The 15,489-nt window shown below is 69.9% G+C and carries 15 protein-coding genes; 8 read left to right on the top strand and 7 right to left on the bottom strand.

The window, feature by feature from the left end:
- Positions 1 to 55 precede the first annotated feature (55 nt).
- On the top strand, positions 56 to 748 hold the full coding sequence (gene pdeM, locus MEU52_RS07575) for a ligase-associated DNA damage response endonuclease PdeM (protein ID WP_238120894.1): 693 nt from the start codon (positions 56 to 58) through the stop codon (positions 746 to 748).
- Between the two features lie 81 nt (positions 749 to 829).
- Here the strand turns inward: pdeM and MEU52_RS07580 are convergent, their stop codons facing one another.
- The 3 genes from MEU52_RS07580 to MEU52_RS07590 all read right to left on the bottom strand — a co-directional run bounded on the left by MEU52_RS07580 (position 830) and on the right by MEU52_RS07590 (position 3,507).
- Positions 830 to 1,405, bottom strand: coding sequence for a Smr/MutS family protein (locus MEU52_RS07580; protein WP_238120564.1), 576 nt, complete (start codon positions 1,403 to 1,405; stop codon positions 830 to 832).
- Complete coding sequence (gene mltA / locus MEU52_RS07585) at positions 1,402 to 2,559, bottom strand: murein transglycosylase A (RefSeq protein WP_238120563.1); 1,158 nt, start codon at positions 2,557 to 2,559, stop codon at positions 1,402 to 1,404. The genes MEU52_RS07580 and mltA overlap by 4 nt, the downstream gene beginning before the upstream one ends.
- A gap of 225 nt (positions 2,560 to 2,784) precedes the next feature.
- The gene (locus tag MEU52_RS07590; protein WP_238120562.1) at positions 2,785 to 3,507 is read right to left on the bottom strand and encodes a Tim44/TimA family putative adaptor protein; all 723 of its coding nucleotides are present in this window, start codon (positions 3,505 to 3,507) and stop codon (positions 2,785 to 2,787) included.
- A gap of 344 nt (positions 3,508 to 3,851) precedes the next feature.
- Between MEU52_RS07590 and MEU52_RS07595 the strand changes: the two genes are divergently transcribed.
- A complete protein-coding gene (locus MEU52_RS07595) occupies positions 3,852 to 4,790 on the top strand; it encodes a glucokinase (protein WP_238120561.1) in 939 nt (312 codons plus the stop codon).
- Positions 4,791 to 4,817: 27 nt separating this feature from the next.
- On the opposite strand, the gene MEU52_RS07600 is transcribed toward MEU52_RS07595, so the two are convergent.
- Positions 4,818 to 5,678 carry a LysR substrate-binding domain-containing protein gene (locus MEU52_RS07600; protein ID WP_238120560.1) on the bottom strand — a complete coding sequence of 287 codons (861 nt, stop codon included), beginning with the start codon at positions 5,676 to 5,678 and terminating at the stop codon, positions 4,818 to 4,820.
- 122 nt (positions 5,679 to 5,800) lie between these two features.
- Here MEU52_RS07600 and MEU52_RS07605 point away from each other — a divergent pair, with 122 nt between their 5' ends.
- The gene (locus tag MEU52_RS07605) at positions 5,801 to 6,724 is read left to right on the top strand and encodes a DMT family transporter (RefSeq protein ID WP_238120559.1); all 924 of its coding nucleotides are present in this window, start codon (positions 5,801 to 5,803) and stop codon (positions 6,722 to 6,724) included.
- On the opposite strand, the gene MEU52_RS07610 is transcribed toward MEU52_RS07605, so the two are convergent.
- Positions 6,712 to 7,476, bottom strand: coding sequence for a hypothetical protein (locus tag MEU52_RS07610; RefSeq protein WP_238120558.1), 765 nt, complete (start codon positions 7,474 to 7,476; stop codon positions 6,712 to 6,714). The two genes, MEU52_RS07605 and MEU52_RS07610, sit on opposite strands and share 13 nt — an antisense overlap.
- 389 nt (positions 7,477 to 7,865) lie before the next feature.
- Here MEU52_RS07610 and MEU52_RS07615 point away from each other — a divergent pair, with 389 nt between their 5' ends.
- Positions 7,866 to 8,654, top strand: a complete 789-nt coding sequence (locus MEU52_RS07615; protein ID WP_238120557.1) for a Bax inhibitor-1/YccA family protein — start codon at positions 7,866 to 7,868, stop codon at positions 8,652 to 8,654.
- Between the two features lie 221 nt (positions 8,655 to 8,875).
- Positions 8,876 to 9,397, top strand: a complete 522-nt coding sequence (locus MEU52_RS07620; RefSeq protein WP_238120556.1) for a GNAT family N-acetyltransferase — start codon at positions 8,876 to 8,878, stop codon at positions 9,395 to 9,397.
- Positions 9,398 to 9,472: 75 nt separating this feature from the next.
- Here the strand turns inward: MEU52_RS07620 and argB are convergent, their stop codons facing one another.
- On the bottom strand, positions 9,473 to 10,378 hold the full coding sequence (gene argB, locus MEU52_RS07625) for an acetylglutamate kinase (RefSeq protein WP_238120555.1): 906 nt from the start codon (positions 10,376 to 10,378) through the stop codon (positions 9,473 to 9,475).
- A 321-nt stretch (positions 10,379 to 10,699) separates the two neighbouring features.
- Here argB and MEU52_RS07630 point away from each other — a divergent pair, with 321 nt between their 5' ends.
- Together MEU52_RS07630 and MEU52_RS07635 are read left to right on the top strand one after the other, a co-directional pair.
- A complete protein-coding gene (locus tag MEU52_RS07630; RefSeq protein ID WP_238120554.1) occupies positions 10,700 to 12,277 on the top strand; it encodes a hypothetical protein in 1,578 nt (525 codons plus the stop codon).
- 95 nt (positions 12,278 to 12,372) lie between these two features.
- Positions 12,373 to 13,506 carry an alpha-D-ribose 1-methylphosphonate 5-triphosphate diphosphatase gene (locus MEU52_RS07635; protein WP_238120553.1) on the top strand — a complete coding sequence of 378 codons (1,134 nt, stop codon included), beginning with the start codon at positions 12,373 to 12,375 and terminating at the stop codon, positions 13,504 to 13,506.
- A gap of 21 nt (positions 13,507 to 13,527) precedes the next feature.
- Here the strand turns inward: MEU52_RS07635 and MEU52_RS07640 are convergent, their stop codons facing one another.
- Positions 13,528 to 14,604 carry a DUF2125 domain-containing protein gene (locus MEU52_RS07640; RefSeq protein WP_238120552.1) on the bottom strand — a complete coding sequence of 359 codons (1,077 nt, stop codon included), beginning with the start codon at positions 14,602 to 14,604 and terminating at the stop codon, positions 13,528 to 13,530.
- A 156-nt stretch (positions 14,605 to 14,760) separates the two neighbouring features.
- On the opposite strand from MEU52_RS07640, the gene MEU52_RS07645 reads away from it, so the two are divergent.
- Positions 14,761 to 15,333 (top strand): gamma-glutamylcyclotransferase, encoded by a 573-nt coding sequence (locus MEU52_RS07645; RefSeq protein WP_238120551.1) that lies wholly within the window; start codon positions 14,761 to 14,763, stop codon positions 15,331 to 15,333.
- The last annotated feature ends 156 nt before the right edge of the window (positions 15,334 to 15,489 follow it).

The following is a 15,489-nucleotide window of genomic DNA, read 5'->3' on the forward strand; positions in this document are numbered from 1 at the left end:
CCCGCCCCGCCCCGCCGCACTGTCCCTGCACCGCTCGCCCATGCACAATCCGCCCATGCTCGCCGCTGCCGAATCGCCTGTCACCACCATCGCTCTCGCCGGCGCGGAGCTGGTGCTCGACCCTTTGGGGGCGGCGCTGTGGGTGGAGGAGCGGCTGCTGGTGGTGGCCGACATGCATCTGGAGAAGGCCTCGGCCTTCGCCCGGCGCGGCCAGATGCTGCCGCCGTTCGACACCGCCGAAACCCTCGCCCGCCTCGCCCGGCTGGTGGAGCAGCACCGGCCCCGCGCGGTGGTGGCCCTGGGCGACAGCCTGCACGACCGCTGGGCGGATGAACGGCTGGCGCCCGCGGCCCGCGACACCCTCCGCCAGCTCGCCCGCGGCTGCGATCTGATCTGGATTGCCGGCAATCATGATCCCGCCCCCCATGGTCTGGGCGGCCTGTGCGTGGACACCCTCGCGCTCGGCCCGCTGCAGCTGCGGCACGAGCCCAGCCCCGGGCCGGCCGTGGGGGAAGTCTGCGGGCACCTGCACCCCGCCGCCCGCGTCGGCGTGCGGGGCGGCAGCGTGCGGCGGCGCTGTTTCGTCACCAATGGCGCGCGCCTGATCCTGCCCGCCTTTGGCGCCTTCACCGGCGGCCTCGACGTGCGGATGCCGGCCATTGCCGACCTGTTCGCAGCGGACGATTTCGAGGTGCATCTGCTGGGCGAGGGCCGCACCTTCCGCATGCCCGCCTCCCGGCTGCGATAGCCCCCTGGCGCGCGCCGGCGACGCACCGCAGCGCCATCGCGGTCCATCGGCCTTGAAGGCGCGTCCCGGCGTGACCGGCCCCTAAAGGGCCCCGCGCCGGCGGCGGATGCGCACGTAGAGGGCGCCCTCCCCGCCATGCCGGCGGCTGGCGGCCTCGAAGCCCAGCACCACCGCGCGCAGATCCGGCTCCGCCAGCCACAGCGGCACCGCCCGGCGCAGCACGCCGCGCCCTTCACCGAACGGCGCGGCGCCCAGCCGCTCCGGATCGCCCTTGCCGGTGATCACCAGCACCACCGCATGGCCGAGCGCCTGCGCATCTTTCAGGAACAGGCGCAGGCGGTGGTGGGCGGCAGCCTGGGTCAGGCCGTGCAGATCGAGGCGGGCATCCACCTCCGCCCCCCGCCCGAGGCGTCGCCGGGCCTTGGGATCCAGCGGCGCCAGCGGTAACGCGGCTTTTGGTGGCGCCGCCGGACGCAGCGGCGCGGCCTGGGCCTCCCGTGGCGCCGGCGGTTCCGCGAGCGACGGCAACGGCCCCTCGGCCGGCGGGCCCGGCTCCGCGGCGGGGGCCGGGCGCAGCGGTGTCACGGCCTGCACCACATGCGCCCACAGCGCCCGCTCCTCGGCGCTCAGAATGCGGCGGCGGGGACGCCGGCTCATGGTGCTTTCGGCTCCTGCCTGTCATCGGTCGCAAAGCGCGGTGCCAGCATGATGAAGCGGCCGGGATGGCGCAGCCGGCCGGCCACCGCCCCCGCCTCCGGGCCGGCCCCCAGATAGAGGTCCGCCCGGGCCGGGCCGACGATGGCCGATCCCGTATCCTGCGCGATCATCAGCCGCCGGAACGGCTCCAGCACGCCGGGGCCGGTCAGCGGCAGGTCGGCGGCCACGAACACCGGCGTGCCATAGACATGCAGCCTGCGGTCCACCGCGAGCGAGCGCCCGGCGGTCAGTGGCAGGCCCTGCGCGCCCAGGGGACCTTCGGCGCCGGACAGGGGCACGGCCTTGAAGAAGACGAAGGCGCGGTTTTCCCGACGCAGCAGCCGGCCCGCCTCGGGATCCTGCTCCATGAAGGCGCGGATGCGATCCATGGACATCTCGTCTTTGGGCACCAGCCCGCGGGCGATCAGCAGCCGGCCGACCGGGGTATAGGGAAAGCCATTGTAGCCATCGTAATTGAGCCGCAGCACCGTCCCATCCGGCAGCCGCACCCGGGCGGAGCCCTGGATCTGCATGAAGAACAGGTCGATGGGATCCCGTAGATAGACGATCTCCAGGCCGCGCCCGGCGAGAGCGCCATCCTCGATCTCGGCACGATCGTAATAGGGCACCCGGCGCGCCCCATCCTGCCGCCATGCCGCGCCGCCGTTGGCGGTGGGCCCGGCGGCCATCACCAGGTCGTCGGGCCGGGCGTAGACCGGCACGTCGAAGCCAGCGCCGGGGCGCAGCGCGCCTTCCACCTCGGGTTCGTAATAGCCCGTGAAGAAGCCCCCCTGGCGGCCGTCCGGACGCACCTCATAGGGCTGGAAATTGGCCTCGAAGAACAGCCGCGCCACACGCCCGGTGGGCGCCGCCACGCCCAGCGCCGCAGCCGCCGCACAGGCGTGGCGCAGGCCTGCGCGCAGACCAGGGGACGCATTCGACCCGGCGCCGGGACGCAGGGCCGCGCAGCTGTCGCGGAAGGTCAGGAAGGCCGCAGCCAGGTCGTCGTCCGCCCAGCCCGGCACCGTGGCGAAATCCAGCGGCGCGAGATCGGCACCGGGAAGGACCGGCGGCGGCAGCAGAGTGAGCGGGGGCAGCAGGGTGAGCGGGGGCACGGCAGCTCCAGGCGGCTCCAGCCGGGACGCGGCCGCCCCGGCGTGCGGCATCGCGCCGTTCAATCCCAGCGCCAGCAGAAGCGTGGCGCCGGCCATGCGCCACCGCCCGCCCGCCCGCCAGCAGCTCAAACGGCGAGGGGACGCCCCATTCTCGGAGCATGGGCCCCCGCGGAACAGGCCCTGCGACAGGTCGCGCACCACCGGCGCCCCCTCACACGGATGCCCTTAGGCCGATGTGCCGGTCTGCACCAGCTTCCAGTTGGGATCGCGGGAGCCGAGATCGCGGGCGAAGGTCCACACATCGGTCACGTCGGCCACCGTATCGGGGCTGCCATCCACCACGCTGCCGTCGCGCCCGCGCGTCACGCTCACCAGCTGCGACACGAAATGCACGGTCAGCCGGGCGGTCCGCCCCTCCATCACCGCGTTCTCCAGCTCGGCCTTGGAGATGGCCACGAAACGGCTCTCCATGCTCTCGCCCCGGCTCTCACGATCGGCGATGGCGGCGACAAAGCTGTCGTAGACCTCCTTGGAGAGGAGATCCTTCAAGGTCCGCCGGTCCCCATTGGCGAAGGCGGTGACGATCATCTCATAGGCGGCCTTGCTGCCGGACAGGAAATGCTTGGCGTCGAAATCCGGCTCCTGGCGGGCGATCTCGTCCAGGGTGGCGGCCATGGCGCTGCCTTCCGGCGCGACACCCTCCCAGCGGTACTTGGGCGCCTCTTCCTCCTCCGCTTCGGCGGCCGGCGGAGCGCCCGGGGTGGTGGTGTTGCGCTCGGGCAAGCTCACGACATTGTCACCGGTGGGCTGCGGCGGCCGGGCGGTGTCGCGGGAATAGGGATCATACGGCGGGCGTTCGCGGCCGGTGCGCTGGCCCAGCACGCTGCGCAGCCGCACGAAGATGAATACGGCCAGGGCCAGGAAGATGATCGTATAGATATCGAGCACTGCGTTTCGCCATGCCTTGCGGCGCCGCGATCCATGCCGCCGCGCCTGTTGCCTCGGGAAAGGCGCGCCCGCCGGAATGTCGCCGCATCCGGACCGCGCCTCATCTGCCATATGTACGTCGAACGGGGCCTGTCGCCAGCCCTCACCACCGCCTGCCGCACATTTTCTGATCCAGCTTACGGCAGGTCACGATCCCGCGCCACCTGCCCGTCATGCATCGGCGCAGTTGTGCTCCGCGCCCGCCGCACTGCGGCCGCGCCGCGCCGGCCGGGCCGTGGGTGTCCTTTCTTCCTTTCTCAACTTTCCACCCCTAGATTGCCCCGGCCCACCTGACCGGACGAACCATGGCTCCCACCGTCTTGCTTGCGGACATCGGCGGCACCGTCACGCGCATCGCGCGGGCCGGCGCCGATGGCGCGCCTTTCGACATTCGCCTGGAGGCGAATGATTCCTACGGTTCCATCGAAGAGTTGCTGAGCGCCTATCTGTCGACCACCGGCGGCGAGGCGCCCCGGGCCGCGGTGCTGGCGGTGGCGGGGCCTGTGGATGGCGACGAAGTGCGCCTCACCAACCGGGAGTGGTGCTTCACCCGGCCCGGCCTCGCCGCCGCCTTCGGCTTCGAGCGGCTGGAGGTGCTGAACGATTTCGTCGCCTTCGCCCACGCCATCCCCGCTCTCGGCCGCGATGACCTGCAGAGCGTCGGCGTCGGTCGCGCCATGAAGGGGCGGGCCATTCTCGTCTGCGGCCCGGGCACCGGCTTCGGCACCGCCCTGCTGCAACCCCAGGGCGACGGCTATGAAGTGCTGCCCAGCGAGGCCGGTCACATGCGGTTCGGCGCCGTCACCACCGACGAGGCACGGGTGATCGCCCACATGGTGCGCGATCTCGGCCCGGTGGTGGTGGAACATGTGCTGTCCGGCGGCGGCCTGGTGCGGCTGCACCGGATCCTGTCCGGAGAGCAGCTCTCCTCCCACGCCATCATCAAGGCCGCCACCCAGGGCCAGCTCTGCGAGAAGGAGAGCTGCGCCATCTTCCTGCGGGTGCTGGGGCGGATCATGGGAGACCTCGCGCTCACCTTCCAGGCGTTCGGCGGCGTCTATGTGGGCGGCGGGGTGGGGCGCGCCATGGCCCCCCTGTTCGCCGACAGCCCATTCCGCACCGCCTTCGAGGAGCACCCCCCGTTCGCCGACCGGCTGGCACAGATTCCCGTGCAGGTGGTGACCCATGCCGCCCCGGGCCTGATCGGCGCCGGGCGCGTCGGCCGCCGGCTGCTGCTGGCCTAGTCTCCGCCGGCCCGGCTCACCCCCCGCTCAGGCCGCATGGCGGGCGCCGGCCTCCTCATCGCAGAAGGCGATGATGGCGGCGGCCAAAGCGTCCACCGCCGCGGCCGGGCGCTCCGCCAGGCACAGGGCCAATTCGGTGGGCTGGATCGCCGGCAGGCCGTCGGCCGCCGCCAAGATCCGCTGGCCGGGCGCACAGGCGCGGCGCTCCAGCAGGGCCACCCCGAGCCCCCCCGCCAGCGCCGCCTCGATGCCCACCAGGTTCGGGCTTTCATAGGCGATGCGCCAGTCGCGGCCGGCGCGCTCCAGCGCATGCACCGCCCGGTCGCGATAGAGGCAGCCCTGCGGGAACGCCACCAGCGGCACCGGCGCGTCCGGCGCCGGCTCGAACGGCCCGGCGACCCACACCAGCCGCTCCGGCCACACCGCCCGCGCCGGCAGGCCGCCCGGAGCGCGCTTCATCAGCGCCAGATCCAGGTCGCCGCGCGCGAGGTCCGCCGCCAGGGCACTGCTGAGGGCGCAGCGCACGGACAGGCGCACATGGGGATGGCTGCGGGCGAAATCGGCGATCAATCCGGTAAGGGCGGCCACCGCGAAATCCTCCGGCATGCCCAGCCGCACCACCTCCACACTGCCCTCGGCCAGCGCCGCCCGAGCCTCGGCGCTGAGGGCGAGAATCCGGCGGGCGTAGGACAGCAGGCGTTCCCCCTCGCCGGTGAGGCTCACCGTCCGCGCGCCGCGCACCAGCAGTTCGTGGCCCGCCTGCTCTTCCAGGCGCCGCACCTGCTGGCTCACCGTCGATTGAGTGCGGTGCACCCGCTCGCCGGCACGGGTGAAGCCCCCGGCATCCACCACGCTGACGAACGCCTTGAGGAGGTCGAGATCGAACATCGGCGCCACATATTCATATTTCCACTACCGAACATCAAAACATCGAATTTCTAAATGCACCAGCCCTGTGCATGCTGGTGATGGCCCACTGTCGTCGCACGGTGGCGCTTCTAGGATGCCTGATGACCACACCCCTGACCTCCACCGCGCGCGCGCCCTCCGGCTTCGATGGCAGCCTGGTGCCCATCATCCTGTTCTGCCTGATCTGGAGCTCCGCCTTTGCCGCCGCCAAGACGGCGGTGGTCGACTGCCCGCCGCTGCTGCTGCTGTGCGCCCGCTTCCTGCTGGCGGGGGGCGTGCTGCTGGCGGCCTGTGCGCTCATGGGCCAGTTCTCGCGCATCAGCTGGCGGACCCTCGCCATGTTCGCGATCATCGGCACTCTGAACAACGCGGCCTATCTGGGCTTCAGCTTCATGGGCATGACCACGGTCTCCGCCGGCTTCACCGCCGTCGTTGTCAGCGCCACCCCGCTGCTCACCGCCCTGGCCGCCGCGCCCCTGCTGGGGGAGCGCCTGACGCCGCGCAAGCTGGTGGGGCTGTTGCTGGGATTCGTCGGGGTGGCGTTCGTGCTGCGGTCGCGACTGGGCCAGGGCCATGAAGACCCCCTTGGCACGGTGTTCGTGCTGGCGGCCCTGGTCTCCCTCACCGCCGGGACCCTCGCCTACAAGCGCATGCGCCTGCCCGCCGGCACGCTGGTGATGGGCAGCGGCATCCAGGCCCTCGCCGGCGGGGCGGTGCTGGCGCCCATCGCGTTCCTCATGGAAGACCCGGGGCAGGTGCACGTCACCCCCTCGCTGATCACCGCCTTCCTCTATCTCACCCTCGCCGGATCGGTGGGGGCCTTCAGCCTGTGGCTGCTGATCCTCAACCGCTCCAGCGCCACCAAGGCCAGCGCCCTGCACTTTCTGATGCCGCCCCTGGGCCTCATGTTCGGCTGGCTGCTGCTGGGCGAGACCGTGCCGCCCCTGGACATTCTCGGCATCGTGCCCATCGCCCTCGGCATCCGGCTGGTGACCACCCAGCGGGCATCGGTTCAGAAGCGATAGAGCGCACTCAGCACCAGCCCATTTTCCTGGGGGGCATTGCGAGCGAAATAGGTGGTCACCACAGCCGCCTGCAGGGTCAGGGCCGCGCTCCAGTCGAAGGCGGCCCCGAGCTGGAGCTTGTAATATTCGTACGACACATCGAAATAGGGCCCCTCGCCGGCGCCCTCCGACATGACGTTGAAGAACTGCACCAGCCCCTGCCAGCGCTCGGTGAGGCGCACCCCCAGGGTCACATCCAGGTGCAGTTCATCCGGCGGATCGCCAAACCGCTGGCGCTGCGCCAGTTGCAGGTCGAGAAACGCCGCCCGCTCCCACAGCATGAACGAAAAGCCCGCCAGCAGCCGCAGGTCCAATTCGGGGTCTTCATAGCCGACCGCGGCGGCGCTGCGGGACTGGCCGGTGCCGGAAAACCGCCCGACCACCTGGCCGGAGACCACCACCCCCTCCCCCTGCCAGAGGCGGACACGGGCGCCGGCGTCCGTATAGCCAAGGCCGGTGTAGGACGAGGGGTCGGGCGCGCCCAGGGACACCGACAACAGCTGTGGCGCCGCCAGCACCGTCAGCCAGTCGGTCAACCCATACTCGAAGACCAGCGTCACCTCGGCCTTGTCATAGGGACGGCTGTCGTAAAGAGCCGATGAGGGGCCGAACTCGGACGACGCGTGGGCCAGGGTGGTCTGGGCGATGATCTGGCCTTCCCCGGGCCGCAGGGTCCACGCCCCCGCCCGCGCCTCCTCCGGGCACAGGAGCATGGCGAACGGCCACAACAGGGGCGACCACGCCGCGACGCCGACGAACGGCAGGCCCCGAGTCTCCTGTCTCCTGTGTGTCTCCCGTGTCGCCAGCGCGGTGGACGCGCGGCCGTGCACACGGCGTGCGCCCGCCGCACAACGCCATAGATCGCGGGTCCGCCCCCCAGCAGATCTCATCGCCGCCACACCCCCTGATCCACTATAGCGGATGCCGCAACCAGACGGGAGCGGAGAAGCGCGCCAAATGGCCCCTGACCTAGAGTGACCTTGCGTAAATTTCATCTTGGCTCGTCTTGCCCGGCTATGCCGAACCCACCATATTGACGCACGAACCCCCCGGTCCGTGTCGGGCATGGGCCGGGTTTGAAGTTTCTTAAAGGGGAACGACGATGTCCGATTATGATCGCAACGTCGCCGGGCGTTGGAACCCGTCGGTGGCACGCTCGCAGGCCGCGATCGACCAAGGTCTCCGCTCATATATGTTGAGCGTGTACAACTACATGGCGCTGGGCCTCGCCATCACCGGCGCGGCTGCGCTCGGCATCTACATGCTGTCGGTGACCACCGATCCGAGCCTGGCGGCGGGCCGGGTGGCGGGCGGCATCATGCTGACCCAGTTCGGCTACACGCTGTTCGTGAGCCCGCTGAAGTGGGTGGTGATGCTCGCGCCGCTGGCGGCCGTGTTCTTCCTCAGCTTCCGCATTGAGCGCATGAGCGTCTCGGCGGCCCAGCTCACCTTCTGGCTCTATGCCGGCCTGGTGGGTGTCTCGCTCGCCACCATCTTCCTCGTGTACACGCACGAGAGCATCGTCCGGGTGTTCTTCATCACCGCGGCCTCGTTTGGTGCGCTGAGCCTTTATGGCTACACCACCCAGCGCGATCTCTCCGGCATGGGCTCGTTCCTGATGATGGGCCTGTTCGGCATCATCATCGCCTCGCTGGTGAACATCTTCCTCGGCTCCACGATGCTGCAGTTCATCGTGTCCGTGGTCGGCGTTCTGGTGTTTGCGGGCCTCACCGCCTACGACACCCAGCGCATCAAGGAGATGTATTTCGCCGGCGACGATACGGCCGTGATGGGCAAGAAGGCCATCATGGGCGCCCTTGCCCTCTACCTGGACTTCATCAACCTGTTCATGATGCTGCTCCAGCTGTTCGGCAACCGCGGCAACGACTGACGCTGCGACACCCGACGGATCTTCGGAAACCCCGGCTTCGGCCGGGGTTTTCTTTTGCGCCGCGCCGATGGCAGCCCCGCTCGGCGACGCATGACCAAAGCGCATGAACCAAGGGCATGTGGGGTTGCTATAAGAAGTGCCGCCCGCCGCGTGGGGCGCCCCGGCCAGCCCCTGGCCGGGTCCACGCCGCGCCCGTTCTAAAAGCCCTGGAAAGACAGGCCATGCCGATCCGCGCCGCCTCCCCTGAAGACAGCTCCGCCATCGCCGCCATCTATGATGCCGCCGTGCTCGCTGGCACCGCCTCCTTCGAGATCGACCCGCCCGGGCCCGAGGAGATGGCGCGCCGCCGCCAGGCGGTCATCGACGCCGGCTATCCCTTCCTGGTGATGGAGGAAGACGGCCGCGTTGTGGGCTATGCCTATGCCACCGCCTTCCGCCCGCGGGTGGCCTACAAGCACACGGTCGAGAATTCCGTCTATGTGGATGAGACCCAGCACGGCCGCGGCATCGGCAAGGCGCTGCTGGAGGCGCTGATCAGCGAATGCGAACGCCGCGACTTCCGCCAGATGGTGGCGGTGATCGGCGACAGCGGCAATGCCGGTTCCATCGCCTTGCACCGGGCCTGCGGCTTCGCCCCCATCGGCATCCTGCCCGCCACCGGCTTCAAGCTCGGCCGCTGGATCGACACGGTGCTGATGCAGCGCGCCCTGGGCGCCGGCGCCACCACCCCACCAACCCTCTGAACACATGTGTGGCCCCGCGCTTTACGGCGCGGGGCCACACCATCGGGTCAACAGGGGCGCGGCGTGGCCCGGGGGTCAACGGGTGATGAGGGTGCCCGCGCCGTGGTCGGTGAGCAGCTCCAGGAGCACCGCGTGGGGCACCTTGCCGTCGAGGATGACCACGCCTTCCACGCCCTTCTCCAGGGCGTAGATGCAGGTTTCCACCTTGGGGATCATGCCGCCGGAGATGGTGCCATCGGCGATCAGCCCATGGGCCTCGGCGATGGTGAGCTTGGGGATCAGCACCTTGTTCTTGTCGAGCACGCCCGGCACGTCGGTGAGCAGCAGCAGCCGCTTGGCGTGCAGCGCGCCGGCGATGGCGCCGGCGAAGGTGTCGGCATTCACATTGTAGGTGCCGCCATCCACCGCCGCGGCCACCGGCGCCAGCACCGGGATGAGGTCGCGGCCGAGGATCTGGTCCAGCACCATGGTGTCGACCGTGTCGGGCTCGCCGACAAAGCCGAGGTCCACCACCTGCTCGATCTTGCTGCCGGGGTCCACCACGGTGCGGTTGGCCTTGCGGGCCCGCACCATGTTGCCATCCTTGCCGCACAGGCCGATGGCCTTGCCGCCCGCCTCGTTGATGAAGCCGACGATCTGCTTGTTGATGGAGCCGGCCAGCACCATCTCGACGATCTCCACCGTCGCCTTGTCGGTGATGCGCAGGCCGCCGGCGAATTCGGACTTGATTCCGAGCTTGGACAGCATGGCGCCGATCTGCGGGCCGCCACCATGCACCACCACCGGGTTCACGCCCGCCTGCTCCAGCAGCACGATATCCTGGGCGAAATGACGCGCCACCTGCTCGTCACCCATGGCGTGGCCGCCGTACTTCACCACCACGATGGCATCATCGTAGCGCTGCATGTGCGGCAGGGCCTTGGCCAGAACCTCGGCCTGCAGCTGGGCTTCCGCGATGGAATTGGGGGCGATGGCGCTCATGACGGGGCTCGCAGGCTGAAGGGATGCCGGACGGCGCCCTCATAGCCGGTTCGGCGCGCGCCGGGAAGGGTGGCGGGATCTGTTGATGGCCCGCCGCGTCCCCATTTTCAAGATCACGAGAACGTGATCAAAATCCGCCTCCGGCCCACCACAATCGAGGTGCGAAGAGCGCGGCCGAACCGCGCTGACGCGGCTGCGAAGGCCCGTTGTTTTTCGCGGGTCGGCGCACACTGACGTCAGCCTTTCCTGAAATGACCTACGCGTCGTACCCCTCAACCCAGCGTGCGCATCCCCGATGCGCCTCGCAAGGCAGAACACGCCATGTCCACGCCTTCCCGTCTGCCCCCGCGCCGGCCGCTCAACCTGTCCGTGCGGACCATCGCCATCCTGTTCGTGGTGTGCCTGGCTCTGGTGTCCATCCCGATCCTGACCCACCCCATTCCGCCCCTGTCGGATTATGTGAACCATCTGGCGCGCATGCATGTCATCGCCGCCCTGCCCCACGACAAGGATCTCGCCCGCTTCTACGCGCTGGACTGGTCGATCCTGCCGAACCTCATGATGGATCTGGTGGTGCCGGTCATCGACCGCTTCACCAACATCTATCTGGCCGGTGAGATCTACACGCTGATGTGCTTCGCGCTCATCGTCGGTGGCACCCTCACACTGCATCGCGCGCTGTTCGGCCAGTGGTCCGCCATCCCGCTGCTGGCGTTTCCGCTGCTGTACAACAGCATCTTCCTCATCGGCGTGATGAACTATTATTTCGGCATCGGCCTCGCGCTGTTTGCCCTGGCGTTCTGGAGCCTGCTGCGGGAGAAGCCCTGGCCGTGGCGGTTCGCCGTTTCCACCCTGTTCATCGTCGCCCTGTTCTTCTGCCACCTGTTCGCGGCGGGGGTCTATGCGGTGGGCATCCTCTCGTTCGAGCTCGCCCGCCTGTTCGGGCGGCGGGAGACGCCGCTGCTGCCGCGGCTGGTGGATTTCGTCGCCTCCGGCCTGCCGTTCGCCATCATCATCCCCATGCTGCTGGCGAGCCCCACCTGGGGCCTGTCCACCCAGAACATCTGGGAGCCGCAGGGCAAGCTGCAGGGCGTCGAATTCGTCATCAACGTCTATTACGACCTGGTCGCCTTCGGCCTCACGGCGGTGGTGGTGCTGGCGGCGGCCTGGGCCATTCAGCACCGGCTGCTGCGCACCGCGCCGCTGCTGCTGCCGCTGCTGCTGGTGTCGGTGACCATCTATCTCGCCATGCCCCGGGTGGTGTTCGCCACCTATATGGCCGACCAGCGCATGCCCATCGCCATCGCTTTCATGGTGCTCGCCACCATCCGCGTGGACCTGCGCCACCGGCTGGCCCAGCGCGGCTTCATCGCGGTGCTGCTGGTGCTGCTGGCGGTGCGGGTGGGAGAGGTGCAGCTGGTGTGGAACCGGCTCAGCCAGTGGACCACCAATTTCGACAAGTCCATCACCCTCATCCACCCCGGCTCGCGGGTGCTGGTGGCCTATGCCGACCTGCAGGGCGGCAATGATCCGCGGGACCTTGGTCTCGTGCATGCGGCCTGCCTCGCCATTATCGAGCGCTCGTCTCTGGTCACCACCGCCTTCACGGTGAAGGGCAAGCAGATCCTCAGGGTCAACCCGCCCTATCGCGACCATGTGGACACCGAGGACGGCACCCCGCCGCAGGTGGAGCAGCTGCTCATTACCGAGGACGAGCCCACGGTGGACGGGCCGCGCTATTGGGACCTGTGGCCCAGGAATTTCGACTACGTCTATCTGCTCTTCACCGAGCGCGGCGCGCCGAATCCCGACCCCGACCGGCTGAAGATGATCTATGAAGGCGAGCGCTTTCAGCTTTATCAGGTCATCCCCCCGCCCCCGGCCAGCGCCGAGAAGTGAGGGTCGACCGGCAGGCGCTCCCGGTCACGGGGGCGTCATGCTTTTCTGGCAGGCCCTCGCCTCTCAGCCGTCTGCCACGACCGGATCGTCTTCTGATGGAAACCGTCTACACCCACGCCCGCCTCATCCTCGACGACACGGTGCTGGACGGCACGCTGGTGGTGCGTGATGGCCGCATTGCCGCCGTGGAGCCAGGCCGCAGCCGGCAGCCCGGGGCCGTCGACTGCGCCGGGGACTATCTCAGCGCCGGCCTCATCGACCTGCACACCGACGCGCTCGAAACCCATTTCGTGCCGCGCCCCAAGGCCTATTGGCCCGATGCCCGCGCCGCGGCGCTGGCCCATGACGGGCAGATCATCGCCAGCGGCATCACCACCGTGTTCGACGCCATCTGCGCCGGCGGCTTCGACCAGGCCAAGGCGGCGCGGCGCGACCTGTTCACGGTGATGCTCGATGCGGTGGAAAATGAGCAGGCGCTGTTCCGCGCCGATCACCGCATCCACCTGCGCTGCGAGATGACCGACCCGGACCTTCTGGCGCTCGCGGAGCCGGCCCTCGGGCGCGCCGCCGTGGGCCTCGCCTCGCTCATGGACCACACCCCCGGCGCGCGGCAATGGCGCAATGTGGACAGCCTGCGCACCTTCCTGCTCGGCATCGGCAAGACGGCGGAGGAGACCGAGACCGAGATCGTCGAGCGCTCCGCCCGGGGCCGCGCGGCGGTGACGCGGAATTTCGAGCCCCTGGCGGCGCTGCTGCGGGACCGGGGCGTGGTGCGCGCCAGCCATGACGACACCACCGTGGAGCATGTGGAGATGGCGCGCGGCGCCGGCTGCGTGATGAGCGAGTTTCCCACCACCCGTGAGGCCGCCGCCGCCGCCCGCGCGGCGGGCCTCGCCACCATCGGCGGGGCGCCGAATGTGGTGCGTGGCGGCTCCCATTCGGGTGGTGTCGCCATGCGGGACCTGGCCGCCGCCGACCTCCTCGATGCCCTGGCGTCCGATTACGTTCCCGCCAGCCTTCTGCAGGCGGCGGTGGGGCTGCATCGCATCCACGGGGAGCCCCTGCCCCGCGCCTTCGCCCGCGTCACCCGCGCGCCGGCGGAGATGGTCGGTCTCACCGATCGCGGCCGCCTGGCCGTCGGCCTGCGGGCCGACGTGCTGCGCTTCCGCGTGGTGGACGATACGCCCGTGGTGCGCGAGGTGCTGGTGGCCGGCGCCCGCATGCATTGAGCGCGCCGGAAGACGCCCGCCCTAGAAGGCCGGCGGCACCATGCCCACCGGGAAGCCCCCCAGGCGCAGGGTGCCGTCCTTGAACGACAGCGCGAAGGTGACCCCCGGCCGCCCATCCACCGGCCCCGGCCGACCGACCATGGCGAGCGCACCGACGATGGGCGAGAGCTCGCTGGGGATGACGCCGGCGCGATCCAGCTGCTTCACCAGGTCGTTCAGGCCGGAGAAGCCGAGATCGAGATTGCCATTGAGGCGCCCCAGAGGGTCAAGGCCCAGCACACCCTTGGCCGAGGCGGAGAGGTTCGGCGCCGACACGGTGAAGCGCTCCAGCCGCGCCACGCCACCGGCCGCCGCCCAGGCCCGCAGCCGCTGCACCAGCGGCATGGGTCTCAGGTCCGCGGCGGCGGTGACGATGCCCTGCACGGTGACATCCACCGGCCCCTCGCTGCCAGCCTCCTTGAGCAGCGCGCTTTCGCCACCGTTCAGGCCGAAGGCATAGTCGAGCGCATCCGGCCCCGCCTTGCCCGGCAGCCGCCGCACATGGAATTCCAGCAGCCGCGCCATGAGCAGCGGACCCTGCGGCGCGCCCACCCCTTCCGGCTTCTCCAGCACCGGCTCGTGCGCCACCAGGGAAAAGCGCTGCGGCTGGCCGCTCAGATCGCCCACGCCGCTCATCTGCAGCAGGCTCCACCGCGCCAGATAGGCCGCGCCGGTGGTGAGATCCTCCACCCGCGCCGGCCCGGTGAACTCCGCCACGATATGATTGGGCGCCCAGATCTGCGCCACGGTGCGCGACGACACGGCAGTGACGCGCATCGCATCGCCGCCGTGGGTCTCCAGGCTCGGCGTGGCGCAGGTCAATTCAAAACGGAAAGGGAAACCGCCCAGTCGGCGGTCCGGACAATTCCACACCCGCCCGAGCTTGGCCTCGCGGCCCACCCAGGCATCGAGCTCATGCTCGGCGCGGTTGGCGGCATAGACCCACACCGCGCTCCACCCCACCGCCAGCAGCACCAGCAGCGCCACGGGCGCGATGACGATCCAGCGCCGGGCACGGCTGCGGCGGGGAGGCTTGGAAGGCTGATCGGCGGCCGTCATGGGGATCCTTGGGGGCTGATCCATGGGGAACAACTGGAACCGGCGCACGGCCGGCGACCGCCTCGCGAATCGCGGGGGGTCCCTTGCAGCCGGGCGCCCACGCTGTTAGGCGACGCGGGGTTGCAACTGTCAACGCCGAGAGCATCGCCGAACATTATGAGCGAAGTGCGGGAGCCTTGCCACGACCACTGGGTGTTCGCCTATGGCTCGTTGATGTGGAACCCCGGGTTCCCCTTCGAGGAGCGCTGCGAGGCGCGCCTCATCGGGGCCCATCGGGCGCTGTGCGTCTATTCCTTCCACCATCGCGGCACGCCGGAGCGGCCCGGGCTGGTATTCGGGCTGGAACGCGGCGGCTCCTGCCGCGGCATCGCCTATCGGGTCGCGCCGGCCCATTGGACGGACACCCATGCCTATCTCACCGCGCGGGAACAGATCTCCGGCGTGTATCTGGAAACCACCCGGCGGGTACACCTGCTGGATGGCTCGCGCCGCGCCGCGCCGGCCATCGCCTATCTGGTCAACCGGGGGCACAGCCAATATGCCGGCATCCTCGATCGCGAAGAGCAGCTGCGGCTGGTGCGGCGCTCCCACGGACAGTCCGGTCCCAATGCGGATTATGTGATCGCCACTGTCGGCAGCCTCGAGGCCATGGGCCTCGCCGATCCCGAACTCAGCTGGATCGCCCGGCAGCTGCGCCACCCGGCCCATCCCGCCGGCGACGCCCCCTAGCCGGCACGCCCGGCGCGCGGCGCGACGGTTCACGCCTCATATCGGCAGGAGAGAGCCGCGCGAGAAGCGCGCGGCACGACCGGCGCTGTAAGCCACCGTGGTGCACAACCCCGGCCCCGTCCGCACGCGCTGTAGCGCCCGGCCGGTGTGGGTGGT

The organism is Xanthobacter sp. NM-25 (assembly GCF_022138605.1).
GTDB lineage: Bacteria > Pseudomonadota > Alphaproteobacteria > Rhizobiales > Xanthobacteraceae > Xanthobacter.

What these genes read in the sequence shown, in the direction of transcription:
- pdeM (WP_238120894.1), top strand. Translation starts at nt 56, where the DNA reads ATGCTCGCCGCTGCCGAATCGCCTGTCACCACCATCGCTCTCGCCGGC.
- MEU52_RS07615 (WP_238120557.1), top strand. Translation starts at nt 7,866, where the DNA reads ATGTCCGATTATGATCGCAACGTCGCCGGGCGTTGGAACCCGTCGGTG.
- argB (WP_238120555.1), bottom strand. Translation starts at nt 10,378, where the DNA reads ATGAGCGCCATCGCCCCCAATTCCATCGCGGAAGCCCAGCTGCAGGCC.
- MEU52_RS07620 (WP_238120556.1), top strand. Translation starts at nt 8,876, where the DNA reads ATGCCGATCCGCGCCGCCTCCCCTGAAGACAGCTCCGCCATCGCCGCC.
- MEU52_RS07580 (WP_238120564.1), bottom strand. Translation starts at nt 1,405, where the DNA reads ATGAGCCGGCGTCCCCGCCGCCGCATTCTGAGCGCCGAGGAGCGGGCG.
- MEU52_RS07600 (WP_238120560.1), bottom strand. Translation starts at nt 5,678, where the DNA reads ATGTTCGATCTCGACCTCCTCAAGGCGTTCGTCAGCGTGGTGGATGCC.
- MEU52_RS07610 (WP_238120558.1), bottom strand. Translation starts at nt 7,476, where the DNA reads ATGCTCCTGTGCCCGGAGGAGGCGCGGGCGGGGGCGTGGACCCTGCGG.
- MEU52_RS07645 (WP_238120551.1), top strand. Translation starts at nt 14,761, where the DNA reads ATGAGCGAAGTGCGGGAGCCTTGCCACGACCACTGGGTGTTCGCCTAT.
- MEU52_RS07595 (WP_238120561.1), top strand. Translation starts at nt 3,852, where the DNA reads ATGGCTCCCACCGTCTTGCTTGCGGACATCGGCGGCACCGTCACGCGC.
- MEU52_RS07630 (WP_238120554.1), top strand. Translation starts at nt 10,700, where the DNA reads ATGTCCACGCCTTCCCGTCTGCCCCCGCGCCGGCCGCTCAACCTGTCC.
- MEU52_RS07605 (WP_238120559.1), top strand. Translation starts at nt 5,801, where the DNA reads ATGACCACACCCCTGACCTCCACCGCGCGCGCGCCCTCCGGCTTCGAT.
- MEU52_RS07640 (WP_238120552.1), bottom strand. Translation starts at nt 14,604, where the DNA reads ATGACGGCCGCCGATCAGCCTTCCAAGCCTCCCCGCCGCAGCCGTGCC.
- MEU52_RS07635 (WP_238120553.1), top strand. Translation starts at nt 12,373, where the DNA reads ATGGAAACCGTCTACACCCACGCCCGCCTCATCCTCGACGACACGGTG.